This is a genomic window from Devosia sp. BK, from assembly GCF_032907385.1.
Taxonomy (GTDB): domain Bacteria; phylum Pseudomonadota; class Alphaproteobacteria; order Rhizobiales; family Devosiaceae; genus Devosia.
Window position 1 is genome coordinate 150,600 of sequence record NZ_JAIMBX010000001.1, and the last position, 12,378, is coordinate 162,977.

The window sequence follows — 12,378 nt, forward strand, 5'->3', positions numbered from 1 at the left end:
GGAGAAAATCATGTTCAACCGCTCTTTGCGGCGTCGTACCGTCTTGGCCGGCGTCATGCTTGCCGCTCTTGCCGGCGTTAGTCCGTCCGTCCTTGCGCAGGACATTTCTGGTGATCTGGTCATCTTGCAATGGCAGACCGGCACAGATGGTCAGATGTGGAAGGATGTCGAAGCCAAATTCATGGAGATGCATCCCGGCGTCACCATCAAGGAATTCCAGCCTGCCGGCGGGCAGGGCGATGCCCGTGGGGGTATGCGCACTGCGCTCATGGGCGGCGAAGTCGTCGATATCATCATCAATACCTGGCCGGCATTCCGGGCTGAACTCGTCAATGCCGGCATTCTGCGCCCGATCGACGATCAATGGGCTAGCTTTGGCTGGGACGGCAAGCTTAGCCAATCCTGGCGCGATCTCGGCTCGATCGATGGCACGACCTACGGCATCACCTATACCTATGGCGATCGTTCGGCGATCTGGTACAAGACTGCCCAGCTCGAAAAAGCTGGCGTCACGCCGCCAAAAACCTGGGATGAGTTCATCGCGAGCTTCGATAAGCTCAAGGCAGCCGGGTATCCTGCGCCTGTCGTAATCCCGGCCAAATATTGGGCGCATACCGAGTGGTTCGAAACGCTGCTGCTGCGCACCGCCGGCGTCGATGTTGCTGCGCAACTGGCCGCGCACGAAATCCCCTGGACCGACCCGAAGGTCAAAGCGGCATTGATGAAATATGCCGAAATGCTGCAGGCCGGCTGCTGCGCTCCGGCGGCGACCATGCTCGCGATCGAAGAACCCTATCCGACGCTTTATACGGCCGAAGAGTCCAATTACCTGCTCTTTGGCATGTGGACCAACGCGGCGCTGAAGAATGATCTCAAGCTCGAAGAGGGCGTTGATTATTCGATCTTCCAGTTCCCAGCGCTGGGCATGGGTTTTGACGATACGTCGAGCGTCGATACCAAGGAGTTGAACGTCACTACCAACGGCGCCAATCCCGCGGCGGCTGACGCTTTCCTCGATTACATCGTCAGCCCCGAGGCTTCCGCCATCATGGCCGGCTACGGTTATGCTTCACCAAGTTCGGCTGCGGACGGATCGCTCCTTGGTCCGGTCCAGCAGATCGCGACCGGCGCCGTTTCGAGTTCCAAGGTGCAGTTCGTGCTTGGCGATCTCCTTCCCGGCGATCTCGTCGATGAATATCGCGTGCAGCTGCAGAAGTTCCTGCAGAACCCGACCGAGGCGACCGTCGACGAAGTGCTGGCCGCCATCGAAGCCAAAGCGGCAACGGCTTACTGATGAGCCGGTCTCTGCCCCAGATGGTGGCAGACCCGGCGGACGTTTCCTCCCGCGATGGTGGCGGACGGCTTCGGCTGCCCGCCACCCGTGGATGGCGCATCAAGGAAACACCGGCTGCCTGGCTGCTCATTACGCCCGTGATCATCCTTTTCGGTATCTCGGTGGTTTATCCGCTGTTTGATACGATCAGGCTGTCGTTCTTTGACATCAAAGGCCTGGCGCCGGCCAAATGGGTTGGCTTTGGCAATTACGTTACGCTGTTCAATGACGCGACCTTCCGCAACACGCTGCTGACGACGCTGATCTTTACGCTCGGCACGACGGTGATCTCGGTCAGTCTTGGCTGGGCTTTGGCCATGCTCTGCGCCTTTGCGCCCGTCCATACGACGCCATTTCGCGGCATGATGTTCGTCACCTTCGGCATTTCCGAAGCGGTATCGGGCTATATGTGGCTCAATATCCTCCGCCCCGACAAAGCAGGGCTCCTCAACGCCATCATCGGCAATTTCATTCCCGGCTTCGCCCATTCCTGGTTGGGCGACCCCAATACGGCGCTTTGGTCGCTGATCTTCGTTGCGTCCTGGAGCGGTGTCGGCCTGCCGCTGATGCTCTGCTTTGCTGCGGTGCAGTCGATCCCGCGGACGGTGCTCGAGGCTGCCTATATGGATGGCGCAAAGCCGACCTCGATCATGCGGCATATCATGATGCCGCTGTCGCTTCCGGGTGTACGCGTCGCCATTTTCATCAACCTGCTCGGGGCTTTGCGGGCCTTCGACATCATCTATGTGATGACCGGCGGTGGCCCCGTGCGCGCCACAGAGACGGTCGGCTACTTCATGTATCGGGAGTCGATGACCCAGTTCAAATTGGGCTATGGCGCCGCGGCAACCGTCGTGCTGCTCGTCGCCGTTCTCGTCATTTCCATCCCTGCCATCATCCAGCGCACGGCAGGTGCCAAATGATCGGGCGCATTCATTGGTGGACTGTCGTTCTGGTCGGTGTCATCGCGACGATCTGGGTCATTCCGGTGCTGGGCATCGTCGTGACTTCGCTGCGTCCGCCGAGTGAAGTGGCGCTCGGCTGGTGGCGGCTCGATACGTTCAGCATCACATTCGATGCGTGGATCCGGGTATGGGACGAATATCCGCTCGCACAGGCATTCTGGTTCACGGCAATGCTAGCGGCGCTCGCAACGCTCGGCACCATGCTGCTGACGCCAGCCGCGGCCTATGCGTTTCACTTCCTCAATTTTCCGTTCCGCCGGCTGTTGCTGATCTTGATCATCAATGCCTTCGTGTTGCCGCAGCAGGTGGTGGTCATTCCGCTCTTTACGCTCTGGCGGGATTTGAAGCTGATCGACAATATCGCAGCCGTGCTCATCCCCTATGTGGGTATGAGCTTTGCCTGGTCGATTTTTCTCGTGAAGAACTTTCTCGAGGACTTTCCAAAAGAGCTCATCGAGGCGGCCAAGATCGATGGCTGCGGGCCGCTCTCGACCCTTCGCCACATCGTCCTCCCCAATGCGACGAGTCCCATCTTTGCGGTCGGCGTTCTGCAGTTCCTCTGGACCTGGAACGCGCTCCTCCTTCCCATGCTCTATCTGCGGAGCATGCAACCATTGCCCGTCCTCCTGACCAAGGTGTCGGGCACCTATGAGAGCAATTGGGATCTGCGGTCGGTGGCCGCCATCGTCACCACGATCGTCCCGCTCATCGTCTTCGTGATCTTTCAACGCCAATTTGCCGCCGGGTCGCAGACCCGCACAGGGGCCAAAGAATGACTATCCAACGCACCAACAAGCCGCTGCGCTTTCGCCAGATCCATCTCGATTTCCACACGTCCGAGCATATCCCCGATATCGGCAAGGATTTCGATGCCGCAGATTTCGTCGATACGCTGAAGAAGGCACATGTCGATTCCATTACGGTCTTCGCCAAGTGCCATCACGGCTGGGCCTATTACCCGACCAAGATCGGCGCGCCACACCCGAACCTGTCCCGGCCTGATCTCCTCGGCGAAATGGTCGATGCGCTCAACGCAGCCGATATCGAATGCCCGATCTACATCACCGTGCAGTGGGACGAGCGCAATGCGCGGCTGCATCCGGAATGGCGGGTCCGCTCGGCAACAGACAACCGCTTCGATCCCGCCCAGCTTGAAGCGGGCTGGCACACGCTCTGCCTCAACCACAAGGACTATCGCGACGAGCTTCTGGGCATGGCGCGCGAAGTCGCCAGCACCTATGCAACGCCGGGCATATTCTTTGATATTGTCCTCGCGCCCGATTGCGTGTGTCAGGCTTGTCTCGACACCATGGAAGAGATGGGTCTTGATCCCGAAATCCACGCCGATCGCCTGACCAAGGACGAATGGGTCAATGATCGCTTCCGTCGCGAAATGAGCGCGGCGCTCAATGCCGAATTTCCGGGCCTCCGGATTTTCTACAATTGCGGCCATATCCATAAGCAGGGGCCGCAGCGTTTCGAGCCCTATTCTCATCTCGAACTCGAAAGCTTGCCGACGGGCGGCTGGGGGTACAATCATTTCCCGGCCAGCGCCCGCTATGCGGCAACTCTTGGCTTCGATTTTGTCGCCCATACCGGTAAATTCCATACGTCCTGGGGCGAATTCGGCGGCTTCAAGCATCCCGATGCCTTGGAGTTCGAGGCCGCGCAGATGGTTGCGCTGGGGTCGAAATGCCTTGTCGGCGATCAGTTGCATCCAAGCGGCGCGATCAATCCCGATACCTATGCCTCGATCGGCCCCGCCTATGCCCGCGTCGAAAAGCTCGAACCCTATCTCGAAGACGCGCGGCAGGTGTCCGAGGTCGCAATCCTGTCGGCGGAATATTTCCACCATGCGGGAGACCGCAACAACAATGCCGATGATGGCGCGGCCCAGATGCTGCAGGAATTGCAGCAGCCCTTCGACGTCATCGATCCGAGCGTCGATTTCGCGCGCTACCGCGTCATCATCCTGCCCGATGAGGTGCCTGTCGAAGGGGATCTCCAGGCCCGGCTCAATGCCTATGTCGAGGCGGGCGGCAAGCTGATCCTGAGCGGTATTTCTGCGCTTCAGGACGACGGGTCTTTCGCGGTCCCTGCCGGCATACGCAATCTCGGTCCAGTCGAGTTCAACCCGTCCTACCTCCGCGCCAGCGCTTCGCTCGACCAGTCCATGACGACATCGCCCTTCGTCGTTTATGGCCGGGCCCTAGCGATAACCCCCGAAGGCGCGGAGGTGCTGGCAGAGGTCATGCCACCCTATTTCAACCGGACCTATGCGCATTTCTCGTCGCATGCTCACGCGCCCGACAATGTCGCATCTGCTCCGCTCGGGGCGGGCGTCACGCTCCATAAGGGCGTTGGCTATATCGCTTACCCGATCTTCTCGATCTATCGGGCGATGGGCCAGCCGCTTTATCGCTATATCGTCCGTGGCCTCCTCAAGCGGCTCCTACCCGATGCCGCTCTCGAGACCGATCTGCCGAGCTCGGGCCGCGCATCGCTCAGCCAGCAGGAGGCGCGTGGCCGCCACATCCTTCATCTGCTTTATGGCGCTCCGCAGGTCCGCGGCAATGCCGTGCCGACGCGGGATGGAACGAGGGTCATGGAGATGATCGAGGATATCCCGGCGATTGGCCCCGTCACGGCCAAGGTGCGCCTGCCAGCGCCGCCGCGTCGCGCCTTCGAGGCCGTCTCGGGCGAGCCGGTCGAGGTCACCGATCTTGGCAATGGGCAATATGGGGTGACGCTTGAACGCATGCGCATCCATGCGGCCATTGTGTTTGAACAAAATGCCTAGCGTGACAATTGCTTGGCCGGGCGCTGTGGCGCCCGTGCCCAAGCCGCATTATGCAGGTGAAAAGCGTCCGGGGCGATTTTTCCGGGCGCGTTCACCAGGGATACGAAGACGGATGACCGACCAAGCGATCAATAGAGCACGCCCGGCGACAATCATCGATGTTGCGCGGGCAGCCGGTGTCGCCGTCGGCACCGTGTCGCGCTACCTCAACGATCAGCCCATCCGCGGCGGCAATCGCGAGCGTATCGCCCAGGTCATCGACGAACTGGGCTATCGCCGGAACAGCGCCGCTGCGGCTATGAAGACCAATACCAGCCATATGGTGGGGCTCATGGTCCCCGCCGTCGGCGAATTCCACGCCGCACTGCTCGATCGTCTCAGCCGGCACATGCGCCAGACCGGGCGGGCAGTGCTCTGCTATTGCCACGATACCGACCCCAGTTCGTTCATGGACGGGATCGAGTTTTTCGTCGGCCATCGCGTCGATGCGGTGGTGATGGATGGCAATGAAGAGCTTCGCCACCGGCTTGAGCCCTATATCAGTCAGGGCATGCTGACGGTGCTCTATGACAATGACCTGCCGGGTCTCGCAGCCGACCGGGTCTTTGTCGAAAACCGCCGCGCCAGCAAGCGGCTCATCGATCATGTGCTCGATCTCGGCCATGAGCGTGTGGCGATCATTCACGGGCATCTGGTCGATTCCGTCGCCCGCGATCGTCTCCAGGGCTATCGCGATGCGCTTCTTGCCCATGGTGTCGAGGAGCATCCCGAACTCGTCGTCGATGCCCGCTGGAACGAGCAACGCGGCTATAGCGCCATGGGTGATCTGATGGCGCTCCCCAATCCGCCGACGGCCGTCTTCGGGGCCAATTACAATATGAGCATCGGCGCACTGCGCTGGTTGCGCGAGCACAATGTCTCGATCCCGCAAGACATATCGTTTGTGAGCTTCGACGATGTGCCGGCTTTTTCGGTGCATGTGCCGGGGATCACGGCAGTCGGTCAGCCGGTCGACAAGATGGCCGAGGCCATCGTCTCGATCCTTGCCGAACGGCTGGGCGATGGATCGCTCGGCAATCGCATCATACGCATCGATGCTGAAATCACTCTGAGAGGCTCCACCCGACGCTTGCGACGGTAAGGAGCTACGCCTGGAGGAGGCGAGAATGGCCAATGTTGCGCTGACCGATGTCAGCAAATCCTATGGAGCGCTCGAGGTCATCGAAGGCCTCAATCTCTCCATCGACGATGGCAGCTTCACGGTGTTCGTGGGGCCATCGGGATGCGGAAAATCAACGCTTCTGCGCATGATCGCCGGGCTCGAACCCATCACCAAGGGCACGCTCTCGATCGACGGAAAAACCATGAACCAGGCCGACCCGATCGAGCGCGGCGTTGCTATGGTGTTTCAGAATTACGCGCTTTATCCGCATATGACGGTCGAACAGAATATCGGCTTCTCCCTGCGGATGGCGGGGCTCAGCAAGGAAGATATCGCCGCCCGCGTCGCCGTTGCAGCTCGGACACTGCAGATCGAACCGCTCCTCAAGCGCAAGCCGGGTCAACTTTCCGGTGGCCAGCGCCAGCGTGTCGCCATCGGGCGCGCCATCGTGCGCGACCCCGAAGTGTTCCTTTTCGACGAGCCACTCTCGAACCTTGATGCGGAACTGCGCGTGTCGATGCGCGTCGAGATCGCCAAGCTCCACAACCAGCTTGGCTCGACCATGATCTATGTCACCCACGACCAGACCGAGGCGATGACGCTGGCCGACAAGATCGTCGTCATGCGCGCCGGCAAGATCGAGCAGGCGGGTACACCTGAAGAGCTCTATGATAACCCTGACAATCTTTTCGTCGCCGGCTTCATCGGGTCGCCCCGCATGAATTTCCTCCGCGGCACGCTTGGCGGCGGCACGGTACGGCTCGAAAATGGCGGTTCGCTGCCTGCAAGCGGCACGGAGGACAAGGTGCTGGTGGGCGTCAGGCCCGAGCATTTCGTCGAGCCGGGGCAGGGCGCTGCAGACGTCTCGGTCACTGTCGATGTCGTCGAAAATCTCGGCGGCACGCGCTTTGTCTATGGCACACTCTCGTCCGGCGAAAGCGTCGTCATCGAGGCGCGCGAACGGCCGGGGATCAAGGCCGGCGACGTTCTCTCCTTCGGCATCAGGCCCGATCGGGCCATGCTTTTCTCTTCCTCTGGCGCTCGGCTGCGGAACATCTGATGACTGACATTCTCTGGTATCGCCAACCGGCCACCGAGTGGACGGACGCTCTCCCCTTGGGCAATGGCCGGCTCGGCGCCATGGTGCATGGTGGCGTCGGCCGCGAAGAACTTCAGCTCAACGAGTCAACGCTCTGGTCTGGCGGGCCATATCAACCGACCAATCCCGAGGCCTTGCCTAACCTCGAAAAGGTGCGCGAACATCTTTTCGCCGGACGCTATCAGGCGGCTCACGATGTCGCCCAGTCCCATCTTCTTGCCAAACCGCACTCGCAGATGAGCTACCAGCCGGCAGGCAATCTCTTTGTCGATTTCCGGCATGAAGCGGTACCCGGCAGCTATGCGCGCAAGCTCGATCTCGCAACCGCCACCACGACGACCACCTATGCGCTGCTGGGGTCCGGTCTTGATCCCGATGCCCCGCATTATACACGCACCGCCTTCGTCTCTGCGGCAGATGACGTCATGGTGCTGCATCTGGCATCCTCCCTACCAAAGCTGCTCGATTTCGAGGTGTGGCTCGATAGTCCGCAACCCGGCGATATTTTTGCGGGCGACGAGGGTAGCCTCGTCTATCGCGGCCGCAATTTCGGCAAGCATGGGGTCGATGGGCAACTCAGCTTCGGCATCGATGCGCATCTCCGGGTCACAGGCGGCACGGTCGAGCGCCGCGGCCGCCGACTCGTGGTGCGCGATGCGACGGAAGCGCTCATTCTCCTCGATATCGCGACCAGCTTCGTTCGGTTCGATGATGTTTCAGGAGATCCCAACGCCAAGCTCCTCGCGCGACGCGACGCCTATCTTGCGGCGGACTTTGAAACTCTTCGCACGCGCCACCTCGCGGCCCACAGGGCGCAGTTCGATCGGTTGGATATAGATCTCGGCCCGGGTCGGAATGATCTTCCGACAGACCAGCGTATTGCCAATTTCGCCTCGGGCGACGATCCCGGCCTTGCCGCGCTCTATGTCCAATATGCGCGCTACTTGATGATTTCATCGAGCCGCCCTGGCACGCAACCGACGACGCTACAGGGCATCTGGAACAAGGACACGCGGCCGCCTTGGGGCAGCAAATATACCGCCAATATCAATCTCCAGATGAACTATTGGCTGCCCGATCCCGCCAACTTGCCGGACATGGTCGAGCCTCTCGTGGCGCTCGCCGAGGATTTGTCGATCACCGGCGCGGAGATGGCACGGGTTCACTATGGCGCGCGAGGCTGGGTGCTCCATCACAATACCGATCTCTGGCGCGCTACCGGCCCTGTCGATGGCGCATATTGGGGCATGTGGCCGACAGGCGGCGCCTGGCTCATGGCTCAACTTTGGGATCACGCCCGTTTTGCCGGACGTCCAGATGCTCTCGTGCGACGGCTCTATGGTCCCCTTAGAGGTGCCGTGCTGTTTGCGCTCGATACGCTCGTCGCCATGCCGGGGACCAATTATCTGGTCACCGCGCCATCCATTTCGCCGGAAAATTGCCATCCCCACGGCGTCGCGCTCTGCGCCGGGCCGACCATGGACAACCAGATCCTTCGCGATCTCTTTTCGGCCTTTGCCGAGGCCGCCGACCAATTGGAGGAGGATGCCAATCTCGTCCAGCAGGCCGTGGAGGCGCGCAGCCGCCTTCCCGAACATCGCGTCGGCAATGCGGGCCAATTGCAGGAATGGATGGAGGATTGGGACATGGACGTTCCAGAAATCCACCATCGCCATGTCTCGCATCTCTATGGGCTTTATCCCAGCGACCAGATCAGCACCGAGAGTACGCCCGAACTCGCAGCTGCCGCGCGTCGTTCGCTTGAAATCCGCGGTGACGAGGCGACCGGCTGGGGTATCGGTTGGCGCATCAATCTCTGGGCCCGCCTCGGCGAAGGCAGCCACGCCCATGATGTGCTGAAGCTCCTGCTCAGCCCCGCGCGCAGCTACAACAATCTATTCGACGCCCATCCGCCGTTCCAGATCGATGGCAATTTTGGCGGTGCCGCCGGGATCCTGGAAATGCTGGTGCAGTCCAGCGAAGCCGAGATCCGGCTGCTCCCGGCCTTGCCGGAACAATGGCCGAGTGGGTCCGTGCGCGGCATTCGGGCCCGCGGTGGCATCGAGCTGGATTTGGTGTGGGCAAAGCAACGCGTTGCTTCGTTACGTCTCCGCAGCGCTGCGCAAAAAATGGTGACAGTTCGGGTGAACGGTCAGGCTTTTTCCATTGAACTGGTCCCAGGTGTCGACGCTGTTCGCGATTTTACCGGGGTGCCCTGATCGCATAGTCAGATGCAGGCGCTGACGAAGGTCACAGGCAGGAAAACCAGGATTCCCGCGCCCAAGGCCGCGCGGTTCGCCCATACGGCCGCGATCGAGAGCGTTGTCGTCGGCTCGCCCTCGCGGACTGGTTTGCCCATAGCGAGCCAGACAAGCGGAACAAGGCTGGCCACATAGGCGCCGATCAGCAGCCAGCGGTGATTGGGCCAGCCATACGCGCAGCCGAGCGCCTGGAGGCCATAGAGCAACACAAAGGCCAGCGACCACACGGTAAAGCCGGCAATCAAGAGCAGCAGGGCGCGGAGATCTTGCCGGACCATCAGGCGCCCCCCGCCCAGACAAGGAGCGTTGCAAGGCCAAGCGCCGGAATCATGGTCGCTGCGGCATAACCGTTCCAAAGCCAGGCGAGCACCAATTCCGTCTGGCGGCGGGCCGAAACATAGCCTTGCGTCACGCGCCAGAAGCCCTGTCCTGCCAGGAGCGCGGCGAGTGCGCAGTGAATGGCGGAAAAAGAGAGTAGAGCAAACATCACAGCTTGCCGCGCGTGGTCGGTAGGGTTGGGCACTGCGGTCAGCAGCACAATCAGCATAACGAACGCCGCCAATTGTCCAAGTGCGGCGGCGAGCAGAAAAACCCCGGCGTTCTGGCCTGACAGATTTCGTCGCCGGGCCAGCCAGGAGGCTCCTGCGGCAGACGCTGATAGAATCCATGCAAGCCCGCTCAGCCAGACGGGCCAGTCGATCGACACGAGACCCTCCCAGTTCGGCGCGACGACCAGGAGAAACAGCCCGCCGAAAAGCAGCGACGAAAAGAGCGTTGCATTCATCACCAAAGCGCAGCGATTGGCGAGAATAGCCACATTGTTGGGGCATTCGACATCAAGCGGGGCGGCTTCGCCCATGCCGATATCGATCAGTCCCTTGTCCTCCGTCTGTCCGATGCTGGCGGGCCAGATGAGGAACAGGATCAGCGTCAGGAGTGCACCGAAGGGGGCGAGCCAATAGAGCCCGAAGAGCATGGCGAGAAAGAAGCTTGCTGTCGCTAATGCCGTCCAGAGCGGCAAATAGGTTCGGCGCGGCAGGATAATGACATGCTCAGGCGCGCCCGTGAGCATGTCGACGCCCATCGTTTCCTGATCGCCATTACGGGTAAGGCCGAGATAGCCATGGCCACCGGCCAATAGAGGTCCGATCTTGGCCGGCTCCAATCCGTCGGCCCGCTCGTCGATCCTTGGGATCGCAGCGAAATTATAGCTCGGCGGTGGGGTAGGCGTTGCCCATTCGAGCGTTTGCGCCTGCCAGGGATCGCGGCGGAAATAGCGGCCGAAGCGGAACTGCAGCACGAGATCAGCCAGAACCAGACAGAAGCCCATGGTCAGGATAAAACTGCCGAAAGACGACAGGAGGTTGAGCCAATCCCATCCCCAATTGGAGGGATAGGTCGAGATGCGGCGCGGCATGCCCATGAGCCCGGTGAGGTGCATGAGGAAGAAGGTCAGGTTGAAGCCGATGAAGATCAGCCAGAACGCCGGAATGGAGAGCTTATAAAGGCTCTGACGCCCGGAAATGTGTGGCAGCCAATGATAAATGCCGGCGAGCATGGGGAAAACGAAACCGCCCACCAGCACATAGTGGAGATGGGCGACGACGAAATGGGTGTCGTGCACCTGGGTGTTGAACGGCACCATGGCGAGCATGACGCCGGTTAGCCCGCCGATGACGAAAACGAAGAAGAAGCCGAAGACATAGAGCATCGGCACGTCCCATTTCGGCTTCCCAGAAGCCAGCGTGCCAAGCCAGGCAAATATCTGCACGGCGGTGGGTATGGCGACGAGGGCGCTGGCGGCCGAGAAGAAGGCGAGCGCGAGATGCGGAATACCCACCGTGAACATGTGGTGGACCCAAAGGCCAAAGGACAAAAAACCCATGGCGACGATAGCCGCGATGATGGCGCGATAGCCGAGGATTTGGCGCTGCGCAAAGACGGGAATGATGGTCGAGAGCGCACCTGCCGCGGGCAGAAAGATGATGTAGACCTCCGGATGGCCAAAGAGCCAGAAGAGGTGCTGCCAGAGGAGCGGATCGCCGCCACGGGCGGGATCGAAAAACGGCAGGTCGAAGGCGCGTTCGAGTTCGAGAAGGATCGAGCCGAGAATGAGCGGTGGAAAGCCGACGATCATCATGCCCGAGGTGACGAGCATATACCAAGCCATCAGCGGCATACGGGCCAGCGACATCCCTGGCGCGCGCATCTTGAGGATCGAGACGAAGATCTCGATGGCGGCGGTGACGGCAGAGATTTCGACGAAGGTGATGCCGAGCAGCCAGACATCGGCATTGATGCCCGGTGTGTAAGGCTTGGACGAGAGCGGGGTATACATGAACCAGCCGCTATCGGGCGCGGCGCCCAAAAGCATTGCGACGATGAGGATCGTGCCGCCGAAGAGGTAGCACCAGAAGCCATAGGCGGTGAGCCGCGGAAAGGCCATGTCCCGCGCGCCCAGCATCTTGGGCAGTATATAGATGACGAAGCCCTCGAACATCGGGATGGCGAAGAGGAACATCATCACCGTGCCATGCATGGTGAAGATCTGATTGTAGATTTCGGGTCCGATGAAGGCGCTGTTCGGCGTCGCGAGCTGCGCGCGGATCAGCATGGAGAGAAAGCCGCCGATGGCAAAGAAGGTCAGCGCCACGACCATGAAGCGCTTGCCGAGCACGGTGTGGTTGACGCTCGATAGCCGCCCAATGCCAGGCGGTGTCATCCAGATGCGTTCGAGTTCCTTGTGGAGGCGGATTGG

Annotated in this window: 9 protein-coding genes; 7 read left to right on the top strand and 2 right to left on the bottom strand. The window is 60.8% G+C overall.

The genetic code is table 11. From position 1 onward, the window contains the following. Positions 1–10 precede the first annotated feature (10 nt). From DevBK_RS00680 to DevBK_RS00710, 7 genes are all read left to right on the top strand, one after another. Positions 11–1,294: an ABC transporter substrate-binding protein gene (locus DevBK_RS00680; RefSeq protein WP_317184088.1), complete on the top strand. Its 1,284-nt coding sequence runs from the start codon at positions 11–13 to the stop codon at positions 1,292–1,294. Then, positions 1,294–2,256: a carbohydrate ABC transporter permease gene (locus DevBK_RS00685; protein WP_244484160.1), complete on the top strand. Its 963-nt coding sequence runs from the start codon at positions 1,294–1,296 to the stop codon at positions 2,254–2,256. The genes DevBK_RS00680 and DevBK_RS00685 overlap by 1 nt, the downstream gene beginning before the upstream one ends. Then, positions 2,253–3,074: a carbohydrate ABC transporter permease gene (locus DevBK_RS00690; protein ID WP_061909959.1), complete on the top strand. Its 822-nt coding sequence runs from the start codon at positions 2,253–2,255 to the stop codon at positions 3,072–3,074. The genes DevBK_RS00685 and DevBK_RS00690 overlap by 4 nt, the downstream gene beginning before the upstream one ends. Beyond that, complete coding sequence (locus DevBK_RS00695; RefSeq protein ID WP_317184089.1) at positions 3,071–5,098, top strand: beta-galactosidase trimerization domain-containing protein; 2,028 nt, start codon at positions 3,071–3,073, stop codon at positions 5,096–5,098. The genes DevBK_RS00690 and DevBK_RS00695 overlap by 4 nt, the downstream gene beginning before the upstream one ends. A 112-nt stretch (positions 5,099–5,210) precedes the next feature. Next, complete coding sequence (locus DevBK_RS00700; protein WP_317184090.1) at positions 5,211–6,239, top strand: LacI family DNA-binding transcriptional regulator; 1,029 nt, start codon at positions 5,211–5,213, stop codon at positions 6,237–6,239. A gap of 25 nt (positions 6,240–6,264) precedes the next feature. Beyond that, on the top strand, positions 6,265–7,320 hold the full coding sequence (locus DevBK_RS00705; RefSeq protein ID WP_317184091.1) for a sn-glycerol-3-phosphate ABC transporter ATP-binding protein UgpC: 1,056 nt from the start codon (positions 6,265–6,267) through the stop codon (positions 7,318–7,320). Continuing rightward, positions 7,320–9,578: a glycoside hydrolase family 95 protein gene (locus DevBK_RS00710; RefSeq protein ID WP_317184092.1), complete on the top strand. Its 2,259-nt coding sequence runs from the start codon at positions 7,320–7,322 to the stop codon at positions 9,576–9,578. The genes DevBK_RS00705 and DevBK_RS00710 overlap by 1 nt, the downstream gene beginning before the upstream one ends. Before the next feature lie 8 nt (positions 9,579–9,586). On the opposite strand, the gene DevBK_RS00715 is transcribed toward DevBK_RS00710, so the two are convergent. Beyond that, positions 9,587–9,898: a hypothetical protein gene (locus DevBK_RS00715; RefSeq protein WP_317184093.1), complete on the bottom strand. Its 312-nt coding sequence runs from the start codon at positions 9,896–9,898 to the stop codon at positions 9,587–9,589. Beyond that, positions 9,898–12,342, bottom strand: a complete 2,445-nt coding sequence (ctaD, locus tag DevBK_RS00720) for a cytochrome c oxidase subunit I (RefSeq protein WP_317185569.1) — start codon at positions 12,340–12,342, stop codon at positions 9,898–9,900. The genes DevBK_RS00715 and ctaD overlap by 1 nt, the downstream gene beginning before the upstream one ends. Between the last annotated feature and the right edge of the window lie 36 nt (positions 12,343–12,378).

What these genes read in the sequence shown, in the direction of transcription:
- DevBK_RS00685 (WP_244484160.1), top strand. Translation starts at nt 1,294, where the DNA reads ATGAGCCGGTCTCTGCCCCAGATGGTGGCAGACCCGGCGGACGTTTCC.
- DevBK_RS00680 (WP_317184088.1), top strand. Translation starts at nt 11, where the DNA reads ATGTTCAACCGCTCTTTGCGGCGTCGTACCGTCTTGGCCGGCGTCATG.
- ctaD (WP_317185569.1), bottom strand. Translation starts at nt 12,342, where the DNA reads ATGACACCGCCTGGCATTGGGCGGCTATCGAGCGTCAACCACACCGTG.
- DevBK_RS00715 (WP_317184093.1), bottom strand. Translation starts at nt 9,898, where the DNA reads ATGGTCCGGCAAGATCTCCGCGCCCTGCTGCTCTTGATTGCCGGCTTT.
- DevBK_RS00710 (WP_317184092.1), top strand. Translation starts at nt 7,320, where the DNA reads ATGACTGACATTCTCTGGTATCGCCAACCGGCCACCGAGTGGACGGAC.
- DevBK_RS00695 (WP_317184089.1), top strand. Translation starts at nt 3,071, where the DNA reads ATGACTATCCAACGCACCAACAAGCCGCTGCGCTTTCGCCAGATCCAT.
- DevBK_RS00700 (WP_317184090.1), top strand. Translation starts at nt 5,211, where the DNA reads ATGACCGACCAAGCGATCAATAGAGCACGCCCGGCGACAATCATCGAT.
- DevBK_RS00690 (WP_061909959.1), top strand. Translation starts at nt 2,253, where the DNA reads ATGATCGGGCGCATTCATTGGTGGACTGTCGTTCTGGTCGGTGTCATC.
- DevBK_RS00705 (WP_317184091.1), top strand. Translation starts at nt 6,265, where the DNA reads ATGGCCAATGTTGCGCTGACCGATGTCAGCAAATCCTATGGAGCGCTC.